Origin of the sequence: Nonomuraea fuscirosea, from assembly GCF_035917475.1 — a bacterium.
Taxonomy (GTDB): domain Bacteria; phylum Actinomycetota; class Actinomycetes; order Streptosporangiales; family Streptosporangiaceae; genus Nonomuraea; species Nonomuraea fuscirosea.
Window position 1 is genome coordinate 1,684,974 of sequence record NZ_CP109074.1, and the last position, 13,756, is coordinate 1,698,729.

Annotated in this window: 11 protein-coding genes; 6 read left to right on the plus strand and 5 right to left on the minus strand. The window is 72.7% G+C overall.

The genetic code is table 11. The features are described 5' to 3' along the window. The first annotated feature begins 57 nt into the window (after positions 1-57). Both OIE67_RS07565 and OIE67_RS07570 read left to right on the plus strand, forming a co-directional pair. On the plus strand, positions 58-1,308 hold the full coding sequence (locus OIE67_RS07565) for a class I SAM-dependent RNA methyltransferase (protein ID WP_326637989.1): 1,251 nt from the start codon (positions 58-60) through the stop codon (positions 1,306-1,308). 234 nt (positions 1,309-1,542) lie between these two features. Next, the gene (locus OIE67_RS07570) at positions 1,543-2,433 is read left to right on the plus strand and encodes a CAP domain-containing protein (RefSeq protein WP_181306888.1); all 891 of its coding nucleotides are present in this window, start codon (positions 1,543-1,545) and stop codon (positions 2,431-2,433) included. 175 nt (positions 2,434-2,608) lie between these two features. Here the strand turns inward: OIE67_RS07570 and mug are convergent, their stop codons facing one another. The 5 genes from mug to OIE67_RS07595 are packed head-to-tail and all read right to left on the minus strand — an operon-like array spanning position 2,609 to position 9,534. Further along, a complete protein-coding gene (gene mug / locus OIE67_RS07575) occupies positions 2,609-3,103 on the minus strand; it encodes a G/U mismatch-specific DNA glycosylase (RefSeq protein WP_326637992.1) in 495 nt (164 codons plus the stop codon). A gap of 10 nt (positions 3,104-3,113) precedes the next feature. Next, a complete protein-coding gene (locus OIE67_RS07580; RefSeq protein WP_326637994.1) occupies positions 3,114-4,514 on the minus strand; it encodes a sugar porter family MFS transporter in 1,401 nt (466 codons plus the stop codon). A 57-nt stretch (positions 4,515-4,571) separates the two neighbouring features. Next, complete coding sequence (locus OIE67_RS07585) at positions 4,572-7,043, minus strand: polynucleotide kinase-phosphatase (RefSeq protein WP_326637996.1); 2,472 nt, start codon at positions 7,041-7,043, stop codon at positions 4,572-4,574. After that, entirely contained in the window at positions 7,027-8,577 is a 1,551-nt protein-coding gene (locus OIE67_RS07590) for a 3' terminal RNA ribose 2'-O-methyltransferase Hen1 (protein WP_326637998.1), read from the minus strand. The genes OIE67_RS07585 and OIE67_RS07590 overlap by 17 nt, the downstream gene beginning before the upstream one ends. A 42-nt stretch (positions 8,578-8,619) precedes the next feature. After that, positions 8,620-9,534 carry an LLM class F420-dependent oxidoreductase gene (locus OIE67_RS07595; RefSeq protein ID WP_326638000.1) on the minus strand — a complete coding sequence of 305 codons (915 nt, stop codon included), beginning with the start codon at positions 9,532-9,534 and terminating at the stop codon, positions 8,620-8,622. A gap of 122 nt (positions 9,535-9,656) precedes the next feature. Between OIE67_RS07595 and OIE67_RS07600 the strand changes: the two genes are divergently transcribed. Genes OIE67_RS07600 through OIE67_RS07615 form a run of 4 tightly spaced genes read left to right on the plus strand, consistent with a single transcriptional unit; the run spans position 9,657 to position 13,546 of the window. Continuing rightward, the gene (locus tag OIE67_RS07600) at positions 9,657-10,673 is read left to right on the plus strand and encodes a glycoside hydrolase family 18 protein (protein WP_326638002.1); all 1,017 of its coding nucleotides are present in this window, start codon (positions 9,657-9,659) and stop codon (positions 10,671-10,673) included. 43 nt (positions 10,674-10,716) lie between these two features. Further along, positions 10,717-11,841 (plus strand): sensor histidine kinase, encoded by a 1,125-nt coding sequence (locus tag OIE67_RS07605; RefSeq protein WP_326638004.1) that lies wholly within the window; start codon positions 10,717-10,719, stop codon positions 11,839-11,841. Next, positions 11,838-12,950 carry a sensor histidine kinase gene (locus OIE67_RS07610; protein WP_326638006.1) on the plus strand — a complete coding sequence of 371 codons (1,113 nt, stop codon included), beginning with the start codon at positions 11,838-11,840 and terminating at the stop codon, positions 12,948-12,950. Before OIE67_RS07605 ends, OIE67_RS07610 begins: the two co-directional genes overlap by 4 nt. Continuing rightward, the gene (locus OIE67_RS07615) at positions 12,947-13,546 is read left to right on the plus strand and encodes a response regulator transcription factor (RefSeq protein WP_326638008.1); all 600 of its coding nucleotides are present in this window, start codon (positions 12,947-12,949) and stop codon (positions 13,544-13,546) included. Before OIE67_RS07610 ends, OIE67_RS07615 begins: the two co-directional genes overlap by 4 nt. Positions 13,547-13,756 lie beyond the last annotated feature (210 nt).

A 13,756-nucleotide genomic window follows, 5' to 3' on the forward strand; every position in this document is an offset into this window, starting at 1 on the left:
GAGTAGTGGACCAAGTCGGATAAGTGGCCATAGCGGGTGGACGCTAGGGTGTCGGGTGTGGAACAGGCATCTCTCGAGCTGACGGTAGGTCCGGTCGCCCATGGCGGCTGGTGTGTGGCGCGCCACGAAGGGCGGGTGGTGTTCGTCCGGCATGCCCTGCCGGGCGAGCGGGTGATCGCCGAGGTGACCGAGGAGACCACCCGCTTCCTGCGGGCCGACGCCGTGGAGATCCTGGAGGCCTCGCCCGACCGGGTGGTGCCGCCGTGCCCGTACGCGGGGCCTGGGCGCTGCGGCGGCTGCGACTGGCAGCACGCCACCCCGGAGGCGCAGCGGCGGCTGAAGGCGCAGGTCGTGGCCGAGCAGCTGCGCCGGCTCGCGGGCATCGAGCGCGAGGTCGTGGTCGAGGAGGTGCCGGGCGCGAAGGACGGGCTCGGCTGGCGCACGCGGGTGCAGTTCGCCGCCACGGCCGGGGGCGAGCTGGGCTTCCGCCGGCACCGTTCGCACGACGTCGAGGTCGTGGACGCCTGCCTGATCGCCCACCCCGAGGTCGAGGCGGTCGGTGTGGAGGAGCACCTGTGGCCGGGGGCCGCCGGGGTCGAGGTCATCGCCTCCTCGGGCGGCGACCGGGCCGTGGTGGTCGCGCCCAGGCCCCGGCGCAGCGTGACCGTGCCCGACCTGGAGGCGCCCGCCTCGATCCTGCTCGACCAGGGCAAGGGACGCACGGTGCCACGGCGCGGCTCCGGGGTGCTGCACGAGCAGGTGGGCGACCGGGAGTTCCGGGTCGCGGGCAGCGGCTTCTGGCAGGTGCATCCGGGGGCCGCAGAGACGCTGCTGGACGCGGTGCTGGCGTACGCGGCCCCGGAGCCGGGGGAGTGGGCGCTCGACCTCTACTGCGGGGTCGGGCTGTTCGCGGCCGGGCTGGCCGAGGCCGTGGGGCCCGAGGGGGCGGTGTTCGGGCTGGAGTCGGAGGCGGCGGCCGTCCGCGACGCCCGGGCCAACCTGCGCGACCTGCCGCAGGCCACGGTCGAGCGGGGGCGCGTGGAGGAGGCGCTCGACCGCTTCCAGATCGAGCGGGCCGACCTCGTCGTGGTCGACCCGCCGAGGTCCGGGCTGGGCCGCGACGTGGTCGACCGGATCGCCTCGCTGGAGGCCCTGCGCATCGTGTACGTCTCCTGCGACCCGGCCACGCTGGCCCGCGACCTGGCCTGGCTGGGCGAGCGCGGCTACGCCCTGTCCGACCTGCGGGCCTTCGACGCCTTCCCGATGACCCATCACGTGGAGTGCGTGGCGCTGCTCGACCGCGAGTGATTCGGCTCACGTGATCGCGGCGTGACCCCGGCCTCCGTACCTCCGGTGCGGGGGCCGTTTCACGCGTGCCCGCCGGGGTTCCGGTCCACGCCCTGTGGCCTGCGCAGACGTCTCAGGCGTCACTCGGGTTTACTTCCGCCTTAGGAAAATGTCCCAGTTTTGATGACAAATCAGTATCGGTCCCGACAGAATGCGGTGCCATCCAGCGTCTACCGCAACTGGAGGAAGACCCCTATGCGTAGACCCCTTGGGGTACTCGCCGCAGCCGTCAGCCTGGCCGCGATCGCCGCACCCGTCAGTGCGGCCGAGGCCGCAGCGGCGACGGAGGCGGCTCGGTGTCGCGTCAGCGTGCTCAAGCCGAGCGTCAGCGACACCATGAAGATCCAGACTTCGGCCGCCCGCCGTGGCTGCTTCACCCCGGCGCTGCTGCGCATTCGCATCAACCGGGCCGTCCCCGGTCCCGACCGGGTCGTCAAGAGCGGCGCCACCAGGAAGGGCCGGCTCACGCTGGCGCTTCCCTGCGTCCCCGGCACCTACTACGCGACCGCCACCGACTACCGCGGCCGCACCGTCAAGTCGAGGGCCGTCAGGCTGGCCTGCACGCCGGGCAGCGGCGTACCGACGCCCTCCCCGAGCGCGACGTCGCCCGGGACGCCCGTTCCCACGCCGACCCGCACGGCGACCCCCACGCCCACCCGCACGCCCACCACCCCGCCCCCGGCGTCCGGCGGCGTCGGCTCGGCCGAGGAGAACGAGGTCGTCCGGCTGACCAACGCCGAGCGCGCCAAGGGCGGCTGCTCGGCGCTCAAGCACGACCCGCAGTTGCGTGCCGCGGCCCACGGGCACTCCGCCGACATGGCGGCCAAGAACTACTTCAGCCACACCTCGCAGGACGGGCGCAGCTTCCTCGACCGGATCAAGGGCGCGGGCTTCACCGGCGGCTCCGGCTGGGCCGAGAACATCGCCGCGGGACAGCCGAGCCCCGCCTCGGTCGTCCAGGCCTGGATGAACAGCTCCGGCCACAAGGCGAACATCATGAACTGCAAGTACAACCTCATCGGGGTCGGCGCGGTGAAGGACGGCAAGGGCAAGATCTACTGGACCCAGGACTTCGCCGCCCGCTGACGCACAGGGGACGCACGCCGCGCCCGTCCTTCATGTGGACGCGCGCGGACGGCCGGGCTCACCGGCGAGCGCGGACAGGACCCGGCGGGCGCACAACCCGCCGGAACGAGGCAGCACCCTCCCCCTGACCCCCGCCGGCGAGCCCGCGCCGTCACGTGAAGACCCGCCAGGTGAGTCACAGGGAGGCGCGCAGGCGGGCCATCTCCCCGGCGATCGTGGTGACCGTCCAGTGGGCGTTGAGGCCGCTCGGGTTGGGCAGCACCCAGACCCGGACCCCGCCGACGAGCTCGTCCTGCGGCCCGATGACCGACTTGGGGCGGGCGAAGGCCGTGCGGTAGGCCGAGATGCCGAGGACGGCCAGCACCTTCGGGCGCACCCGGGCCACCTTGGCAGCCAGGTCCGCCCCGCCGCGCGCCAGTTCCGCCCTGGTCAGCTCCGAGGCCCTGGCGCTGGCCCGGGGCACGATGTTGGTGATGCCCAGCCCGTACGAGGGCAAGAGGTGCTGCTCGGCCGGGGCGAGCAGGCGCGGCGTGAAGCCGGACAGGTGCAGCGCCGGCCAGAAGCGGTTGCCCGGCCGGGCGAAGTGGTGGCCGGTGGCCTCGGACATCAGGCCGGGGTTGATGCCGCAGAACAGCACGTCGGGTGAAGGGCCGAGAACGTCGTCGAGCACGTGCCGGAGACTAGCCCATGTCCTCCAGTTTGCGGCCCTTCGTCTCCTTGACCCACTTGCTCACGAAGAGGAACGACAGCAGGGCGAACAGGGCGTAGATGGCATACGTGAGCGGCAGGTTCCACTCCGACATGGCCGGGAACGACACGGTGATCAGCCAGTTGGCGATCCACTGGGCCGCCGCCGCGACGCCCAGGGCGGCGGCGCGGATGCGGTTGGGGAACATCTCGCCGAGCAGCACCCAGACCACTACGCCCCACGACAGCGCGAAGAACAGCACGAACAGGTTCGCGGCGATGAGGGCTACGGCACCCTGCGGGCCGGGGAGGGTGACCGGCTCGCCCGCGCCCCCGGCGAAGCTGAACGCCCACGCCGCGGTGGCCAGCGAGATCGCCATGCCGGCCGAGCCGATCAGCAGCAGCGGCTTGCGCCCGATCCGGTCCACCAGCGCGATCGCGATGAACGTGCCGATGATGTTGATGATCGAGCTGGAGAAGCTGATCAGCAGCGAGTCGCTCTGGTTGATGCCGACCGACTGCCACAACACGGACGAGTAGTAGAAGATCACGTTGATGCCGACGAACTGCTGGAAGGCCGAGAGCACGATGCCGATCCACACGATCGGCAGCAGCCCCAGCGCGCTGCCGCGCAGGTCCTTCAGCCCGGGGACCCGTTCGGTGCGCAGCACGTTCTGGATCTCCGAGATGCGGGAGTCGAGGTCCACGTCGTCGCCCTCGACCTCGGTCAGCACCTGGCGCGCCTGCTGGGTGCGGCCCGCCATGATCAGGTAGCGCGGCGACTCGGGGATGTTCAGGGCGAACAGCAGATACAGCAGGGCCGGTACGACGCAGGCGCCCAGCATCCACTGCCAGGCCTCAAGCCCGAGCAGCACGTTGTTGACCTTGCCCCCGGCCAGCTGCGCGATCACATAGTTGACCAGCTGCGACACCGCGATCCCGAGCACGATGGCGAGCTGCTGGAACGATCCCAGCCGCCCCCGGTAGGCGGGCGGCGCCACCTCGGCGATGTAGGCGGGCCCGAGCACCGACGCCATGCCGATCGCGAAGCCCGCGACCACCCGCCAGAACGCCAGGTCCCAGACCGCGAACGGCAGCATCTGCCCGATCGAGCTGACCGCGAACAGGATCGCCGCCACCTGCATCGAGCGGGTACGCCCCCACCGGTCGGCCAGCCCGCCGCCGGCCCAGGCGCCCAGGGCCGAGCCCAGCAGCGCGATGGCCACCACGAACCCGATCTCGACCGCGCCCACCCGGAAGTGCTGCTGGATCCCGACCACCGCACCGTTGATGACGGAGCTGTCGTAGCCGAACAGGAACCCGCCGATCGCGGCCGCCGCCGTGATGAACACGACGTGGCCGAGATGCTCGTTGTGGGTGTACTGAGTAGCCATGCCGGTCCTTCCCCTGAATGGTCGGGGAACTACCCTGCGATCACCCTCGTATTCCCGTCACAGCCGCGGGTCGACCGGCTCCGATTCCAGCGCCAGCACGGCGAAGACCGGCTCGTGCACCCGCCAGCCCGCCTCGCCGTCCGCCAGCCGGGTCAGCGCCTCCAGGCCGAGCGCGTACTCGCGCAGCGCCAGGGAGCGCTTCTTGCCGAGGAAACGCCGGCGCAGCACGTCGAGCGACTCGGTGTAGTCGGGGCCGTAGATGATGCGCAGGTATTCGCGCCCGCGCACCTTCACCCCCGGCTGCACCCGGCCCGGTGCGGGCACGGCGGGTTTGACCACCATGCCCTCGCCGCCGGCCGCCGTCAGCGCCTCCCACCAGGCGGTCGCCTCCGCGCGCGACTCGGGGGAGTCGAGGGTGACGAAGACGTGCCGGGTCGGGGTGATCAGCGGCGAGTCGAGCAGCGCCAGCGTGGACAGGTGCCAGGCGTGCGGCTCCAGCGCCGTGGCCCGCCCTTCGCAGGCCAGGATCTGGAACGGCGCCACCCGGATCCCCTCCAGGCCGTCGACCGGCCAGCAGTAACGCGCGTAGGCGTCGCGGAACAGGGCAGCGTTGGAGGACCGGCGCCGGGTGCGGTCGAGCAGCTCGCTCACACCCAGGCCGCGCCCGGCCGCCGCCTCCAGCGCGGCGACCGCCTCGGGCAGCGCGGCGCGGGCGGCCGCCGCGACGGAGGCGTACTGCGACCTGATCAGTTCGCCCGCCTTCGCCGACCAGGGCAGCAGCTCGCAGTCGAGCACCACCCAGTCGGAGCCCAGCTCCGCCCAGAGCGGCTCGCACGCCTCGCGCAGCCGCTCGACCAGCGGCCCGGTGTCGGCGAAGAACGGCCGCCCGGTACGGGTGTAGAGGGCGCCCGTGCTGCCGTCGGCCACCCCGAACCTGTCGCGCGCCACCTCGGGGGTGCGGCACAGCACGGCCACGGCCCGCGAGCCCATGTGCTTCTCCTCGCACACGACCTCGCCCACCCCGGCGGCGGCGAGCTCCTCGAACGCCTCGTGCGGGTGCTCCAGGTAGCCGTCGAGCCGGGAGGTCTCCGGCGGGGCCATGGTCGGCGGCAGGTAGACCAGCCAGCGCGGGTCCACCGCGAAGCGGCTCATGACCTCCAGCGCGGCGGCGGAGTTCTGCTCCATGACCTTGACCGTGGCGCCGAACCGGGTCTCCACGTGCCGGGTGCCGATCACGTCGCCGATGTCGAGCATGCCGGGGTCGCGAGTCGCGTCGCCGAGCGGCTTGGCCGGCTCGTACCACACCTTCTCGGCGGGAACCTGGACGATCTCGCGCTCGGGGTAGCGCAGCGCGGTCAGGTGGCCGCCGAACACGGCGCCGGTGTCGAGGCAGATCGTGTTGTTGACCCACTCCGGCCTGGTCGTGGGCGTGTGCCCGTAGACGACCATGGCCCGGCCCCGGTATTCGTCGGCCCACGGGTAGCGCACCGGCAGGCCGTACTCGTCGGTCTCGCCGGTCGTGTCGCCGTACAGGGCGAACGCGCGCACCCGGCCGGAGGCGCGGCCGTGGTAGGCCTCCTTCAGGCCCGCGTGCGCGACCACCAGCCGGCCGCCGTCCAGCCGGTAGTGGCTGAGCAGGCCGTCCATGAACGTCCTGGCCCGCTCCACGAACTCGGGCGGCTGCGCGGCGAGCTGGTCGAGCGACTCCCGCAATCCGTGCGTGACGTTGACCTTGCGGCCGTTGAGCGCGCGCACCAGCTTCTGCTCGTGGTTGCCCGACACGCAGATCGCGGTGCCGGCCTCGACCATGTCCATGACCAGGCGCAGCACGCCCGGCGAGTCGGGGCCCCGGTCCACCAGGTCGCCGACGAACACGGCCGTGCGGCCCTCGGGATGGCGCGGCAGCGGCTCGTCGAAGCGCCAGCCCAGCTCGCGCAGCAGCGTCTCCAGCTCCGAGCGGCAGCCGTGCACGTCGCCGATGATGTCGAACGGGCCGGTCAGCTCCGTCCGGTCGGACCACGCCTTCTCGTACGTGATCACCGCCTGGTCGATCTCCTCGGGGCCCCGCAGCACGTGCACCCGGCGGAACCCGTCCCGCTGGATCTTGCCGAGCGAGCGGCGCAGGTCCTTGCGCTGCCTGATCACCACGCCGCGGCCGAAGTCGCGGTCGGGACGGCCGGCGTTGCGCTCGATCGCCACCTCCTCGGGCACGTCGAGGACGATCGCGTCGGCCAGCACGTCGTGGCTCCTGGCCAGGTCGATGAGGCTCTTGCGGGCCTGGTACTGGACGTTGGTCGCGTCGACCACCGTGAACAGGCCCCTGGCCAGGCGCACGCCGACGATGTGGTGCAGCAGGTCGAACGCCGCCGGGGTGGCCGACTGGTCGTTGACGTCGTCGGAGACCAGGCCGCGGCAGTAGTCGGAGGAGATGATCTGGGTGGGCTTGAAGTGCCTGCTCGCGAACGTGGACTTGCCGCTGCCGGACACGCCGACGAGCACCACGAGGGAGAGCTCAGGAACGCTGATCACGGGTGAACACTCCCATCTGGGTGGGCGGGCCGACCTCGGGGTCGTCGTCGCCGACCGGTTCGAGGGCGACCTGGTAGCCGTACCGGTCCGCGACCCGGGCGGCCCAGGCGGCGAACTCGGCCCTGGTCCACTCGAAGCGGTGGTCGGGGTGGCGCAGGCCGGTCAGGAACTCGTAGCGGACGTTGTGCTCGATGTTGGGGGTGGTGACGATCACGTGCAGGGGTTTGGCGCGGCCGAACACGACCCGTTCGAGCGCGGGCAGGCGCGGCGGGTCGACGTGCTCGATCACCTCCATCAGGACGGCGGCGTCGTAGCCGGTCATCCGTTTGTCGGCGTACGTGAGCGCACCCTGGAACAGCGTGAGCCGGGCGCGCTTGGCGTCCGGCATGCGCTCCAGGCGCAGCTTGCGGGCGGCGATGGTGAGCGCCATCGGCGAGACGTCCATGCCGCTGACCTTGGTGAACCTGGGCCGGGACAGCAGCGCGCCGACCAGCTCGCCCTGGCCGCAGCCGAGGTCGATCACGCTGGACGCGCCGAGCTCCTCCAGTTTGGTCAGCACGGCCTCGCGCCGCTTGAGGTTGAGCGGCTTCGGCCTGGCCCCGGTCTCACCTTCCGGTCCGGCGGCGCCCTCGCCCTCCGCCCCGGCGGTCTCCGCACTCCCGGACCCGGCCCGCGCGGCGGCGGTGTCGGCGTCCGTGGCGGCGGCTTCGGCTTCGGCGGCGGCCGCCTCGTCGGAGGCGGTGGCTCCGGCCGGGGCGTCCTCCTCGACCGCGGGCTCCAGCTCCTCCTCCGTCTCGTCGCCCAGCTCGGCCAGCCGCGACAGCGCCGTACGCGCCAGGGCCCAGCGCCGGCCGAGGTAGCGCCGGGAGATCAGGCCGCGCTCGGGATGGCCGTGCAGCCAGCCCTCGCCCGCCCTGATCAGCTTGTCGACCTCGTCCTGCGCGATCCAGTAGTGCTTGGCGTCGTCGAGGACCGGCAGCAGCACATAGAGGTGGTTGAGCGCGTCGGACAGAAGCGCGGTGCCGCGCAGGGTCAGCCCGACATAGCGGGATTCGCCCCATTCGGGGAAGCCCTCGTCCAGCGGCACGGGCCGGGCCTCCACCTCCCAGCCGAGCGGCTCGAACAGCCGCCGCGCCAGGTCGGGGCCGCCCCGGCAGGGCAGCGCGGGCAGGCGCAGCTCCAGCGGCAGCGGCCTGCCGGGCAGCTCGGGCCGGGCCTTGCAGCGGCCCGCCCGAGCCGTCCTGAACACGTCGGCCAGCGCCACGGACAGCAACGAGGAGGCCGCGTAGGGGCGGTCGTTGACGTACTGTGACAGGCTGAAGTCGGGCGAGTTCTTGCCGCGCGACCTGACCAGCGCGATCGGGTCGACCTCCAGCATGAGCGCGGCCGTGCAGCGCTCGTCGCCCGCCTCGGGATAGAACACCGTGGCCGTGCCGAACGACTGGCCGAACTCCTGCACGCGCTCGGGATGCTTGTGCAGGAGGAATCCGAGGTCGGTCGCGGGCCTGGCGGTGGTCGTGATCGTCAGCAGCACGGGCCAAGTCTGCCGTAATGCCACGAAGTGTCCAACCGATTACTACAGGTGCGCGAGCACCTCGGCGGCGATCAGCTCCAGGTGCTCCAGGTCACTCAGGTCGAGAATCTGCAGGTAGACCCGCTCCGCTCCGAGCTCGGCGAACTTCCCGATCTTCTCCAGCACCTCGGCGGGAGTGCCCGCCAGGCCGCTCTCGCGCAGCCGGCCCGCGTCCTCGCCGATGGCGGCGGCCCGCCGCTCGACCTCCGCGTCGTCGGCCCCGACCACGGTGGTCTGCGCCACCGACAGCGTCAGCGTGCGCCCGGTGCTCTCGCACGCCGCGCGCACCCGGTCGAACGCCGCGCCGGTGTCGGCCAGGCCGTGGAACGGCAGGTTGTACTCGTCCGCGTACGTGGCCGCCAGCCGGGGCGTGCGCTTGGCCCCGAACCCCCCGATGATGATCGGCGGGCGCGGCGACTGCGCCGGCTTGGGCAGCGCGGGCGAGTCGGCCAGCCGGTAGTACCTGCCCTCGAAGGAGTAGTGCTTCTCGGCCGTCCACAGCCCGGTGATGATCTCCAGCTGCTCCTCGAACCGGCCGAACCGCTCGCCCACCGGCGGGAACGGGATGCCGTACGCCGCGTGCTCGGCGTCGAACCAGCCGGTGCCGAGGCCCAGCTCCACCCGGCCGCCGCTCATCCGGTCCACCCCGGCCACGCTGATCGCCAGCGGTCCGGGCAGCCGGAAGGTGGCCGGCGTCACCAGCGTGCCCAGGCGGATCCTGGACGTCTCGCGGGCCAGGCCGGCCAGGGTGATCCAGGCGTCCGACGAGCCGGCACCGGGGTCGCCGGCGCCGATGCGCGCATAGTGGTCAGAACGGAAGAAGGCGTCGAAACCAAGCCGTTCGGTGGCCTGGGCGACGGAGAGCAGGTCGTCGTACGTGGCGCCCTGCTGAGGTTCGGTGAAGATCCGCAACTTCATGTGCACATTATCCGCACACAACGGACGCGTACCGGAAAAGCCCCGCGCGTCGCCACGCGGGGTTGCTAGCGTTCCACCCGCCAGCGCCGTTCCGTAGCCGATCGACCACCTGGGGTGGCCACATGTCTCGGCACAAGAGGGAGCCGGGCACGCTCCCCCGCCCGCTCGCCCTGCTCGGGGCCCTTCTGCTCGCCACCGCCACCGCTGTGGCGATCAGGATGCTCCCGGCGGGCGCGGCCTCGCCGTCCCGCCCGCCCGCCGCGCGCCCGCCCGCCACGCCGGCGCCGTTACCGGCCCAGGCCGACGAGCCTCCCGCCGCGTTCGTGGGGTTCGTCGGCTTTGTGGACCTGACCAGGCAGCCCGCGTTCGACCTGCCCGCCGAGTCCCGCCGCACCGGGGTCCGCCGGTACGCGCTCGGCCACCTCGTCGCCGGCGGCGACGGCTGCACGCCCCGCTGGAGCGGCGCGGCCGGCCCGCGCAGGAGCCCGATGGCGGGCCGGATCGCCAGGCTGAGGGCCATGGGCGGCGACGCGGCCCCCGTGCTCGGCGGCCCGGAGGGCCGCGAACTGGCCGCCACCTGCACCAGGCCGGGCGGCCTGAGCGCCGCCTATCGCCGGGTGGTCGGCGCCTTCGACGCCGCCGAGATCGTCTTCGAGGTCCGCGACAGCGCCGACAGGGCCGCCGTGCTGCGCCGGGCCCGCGCCATCCAGGCCGTGCAGCGCGAACGGCGGCTCCGGGTCAGCTTCACGCTGCCGCTGCGGCACGACGGGCTCACCCCCGGCGACGTCGCCATGTTGCGCGCCACCCGCCAGGCCGGCGCGGAGGTCGCCACCGTCAACCTGCTGGCCCCGATCGAGCCGCGCACCGCCCGGGGCGCCCGCCTGGGCCGGGTGGCCACCGCCGTACGGGCGGCCGGGGCGCAGATCGCGCGGGCCCAGGGCCTGGCGCAGCCCGGTCATGCCTGGCCGCGCATCGCGCTGACACCCGTGCTGGCGGGCCGGGCAGACCTGAGCGAACTCGACGCCCGCAAGCTGGCCGCCTACGCCACCCACCACGGGCTGGCCTGGCTCTCGCTGCGCGGGGTCACCCCGGATCCGGACGTGTCACGCATTCTTTGGCGTACCTCGTCCTATAGATAGGATTCCGCTGACCGGGAAGGTTTCAGGCGGCGGGGAGGGCGTGATGGCGACACGTCCGGAGACCGCGAAGAAGCTCCTGCTGTACTGGATGGACGCCTCGATGGCGTTGGTGTTCCTCATGTACACGACCTGGAGCGTCCTGGCGACCGTCCAGGGAGAGCTGCCGCCGCTGAAGACGGCGTTCGCCATCCTCCTGCTGGCCGGCTTCTTCGGCCTCTTCCCCCTCCTGATGCGGCGGGCCTTCGAGCACAGGCCCAAGCCGTCGCCGCTGCTGCTCGTCAGCGCGGCGTGCGCGTTCGGCCTGGTGCCGCTGCTGCCGCACTCGGGCGACGTGACGACGACGTGGGTGGACGTGCCGCTGCTGTGGGTGACGCTGGCCGCGCTCTATCTGCGGCCGTGGCCGACGGCGCTGCTCGCGGTGACCGTGGTCCTGCTCATGTCCTCCTACGTCGCGCAGAGCCGGCAGGCGTGGCCGGGCGTGCTGGCCGTCGAGGTCTTCAACTGCACGATCATGGTCCTCGGCATGCTGGTGTGGCGCTGGCTCTGGTGGGTGATCAGGGACGCGCACAAGAGCCGGGAGGCCACGGCCAGGCTGGCCGTGGCCGAAGAGCGGCTGCGCTTCGCCCGTGACCTGCACGACCTGCTCGGGCGCAGCCTGTCGGTCATCACGCTGAAGAGCGAACTGGCCGCCAAGCTCGCCACCAAGGACGCCGCCGAGGCTGTCGACCGCGCCGCGGCCGAGATGGCCATGGTGCGCCGGCTGGCCGGCCGGTCGCTGTTCGAGGTGCAACAGGCGGTGCACGACTACCGGACGCTCGACCTGGAGGAGGAGCTCGCGGGCGTGCGCACCGCGCTGGAGGCGGCGGGCGCGAGCTGCGTGATCGAGACCCGCCTCGACGGCCTGTCGCCGGACGCCAGGACGCTGCTGGCGTGGGCGGTGCGCGAGGGCGGCACGAACGTCCTCAAGCACAGCGCGGCCACGCGGTGCGCGATCAGGATCGACGGAGGCGTGCTGGAGATGGTCAACGACGGGGTGGGGGAGCGGCCCGCCACGCCCGGCAACGGCCTGCGCGGCCTGTCCGAGCGGCTGGTCACGGCCGGCGGCTCGTTCTTCGCCGAACCCACGCGGGACGGGGAGTTCCTGCTGCGCGCGGAGGTGCCGGCGTGAAGGCGTGGGACCGGATCAGGAACCCGTCCAAGCTGACCAGGGTCCGCTGGCTGATCGTTTACTGCACGGACGTCATCCTGATCTTCCCCCTGCTCGGCTACTACGGCTTCTACCTCAACTGGCAGCAGGGCACGCCGCCGCTCGCCGTGCTGGCCGGCGTCGCCGTGCTGCTCGCCTTCAACGTGCTCAGCACCCGGCCGTTCCGCGTCGCGGTGCGGGGCGGCAGGCGGCCCACCGTCGTGCTGGCGGCCACCGGGGTGCTCGCTCTGGTGCTGCTGACCGTCTTCGCGCAGATCTGGGCGATCCCCACCTGGGTGGCGCTGCTCGCGCCCTTCGTCCGCAAGCGCGTGACCCTCGTCGTGGCGCTCGCCTCGATCGCGGTGGCCAACCTGTTCGTGTGGTGGATCGGCGGGTGGATCATCTCCCTGCTGATGCTGGTCCAGGCCGTGCTCACCGCGATCTGCCTGGCCGTGGTGTGGGGCAACCTGGCGCTCTGGCGCCTGACCACCGAGGCGCATGAGGGCGAGGAGGCGCTGGCCAGGCTGGCGGTCTCGGAGGAGCGGCTGCGCTTCGCCCGCGACCTCAACGACCTGCTCGGCCAGAGCCTCACCGACGTCGCCCAGCGGACCGAGCGGGCGGAAAGGGCGCTCGCCACCGACCGCGAGGCGGCCGCGGCCGAGATGTTCGAGGTGCGCGACCTGGCCAGGCGGTCCCTGCGCGAGGTGCGCGCCGTCGTGCAGAACTACCGGGCCATCGACCTGGACGAGGTCCTGGCCAGCGTGCGCGCGGTGCTGGAGGCGGCAGACGTGCGCTGCACCGTGCGCGCCGACACCGGCGAACTGCCGCCGGAGACGCGGACGCTGCTGGCCACCGTCGTCCGCGAGGGCGTGACCAACGTCCTCAAGCACAGCAGGGCAGAACGCTGCACGATCACGATCGAGGATGGGGTGCTGGAGATGTCGAACGACGGCGTGAGCGGGCCCGCGGGCGAACACGCGCCCAACGGCCTGGCCGGGCTGGCGCAGCGGATACGCGCGGCGGGCGGCACCCTGGAGGCCGAGCCGACCGCGGACGGCCGTTACCGGCTCAGGGCGGCGGTGCCGGCATGACCACGCGCGTGCTGCTGGCCGACGACGAGCACCTGATCCGCGGGGCCATCGCCGCCCTGCTCGACCTGGAGGACGGCATCGAGGTCGTGGCCCAGGTGGGCCGGGGCGACGAGGTCGTGGCCGCCGTCGCGGAACACCGGCCCGACGTGGCCGTGCTCGACATCGAGATGCCGGGCATGGACGGGCTCAGCGCGGCCGAGCGGATCAGCTCCCAGTGCAAGATCGTCATCCTGACGAGCCTGGGCCGCCCCGGTTACCTGCGCCGGGCCATGGCGGCGGGCGTCAGCGGCTTCCTCGGCAAGGACGCCTCGGCGGAGGAGCTGGCGATGGCCATCCGCAAGGTCCAGGCGGGCGGCCGTTACCTGGACGCGGAGCTGGCCGCCGCCGCGATGGCGGCCGGCGACAGCCCGCTGACCGAGCGCGAGCGCGACGCGCTGCGCCTGGCCGGCGACGGGGCCGCGATCTCCAGGATCGCCGCCGAGCTGCACCTGACCGAGGGCACCGTGCGCAACTACCTGTCCAGCGCCATGACCAAGCTCAACGCCCAGAACCGGCTGGAGGCCATCCGCACGGCCCAGCGCATGGGCTGGCTCTGACGCCCTCTCCAGCTCACCGCGGGCGCGGCGCTGACCGCCGCGCTGATGGCGGTGGCCGGTGAGCGTGTCGGGCGGGGTGCTGCAGATCGTCTTGGGCGCCGCGTCCGACGGCATCTCGGTCGCGCAGGCAGGGAACCGGAACGACCGCCGCCCGCGAGGACTCCCCCAGGACGCGGATCGATGAGGCACCCCGGCGATCAAGGCCCCATC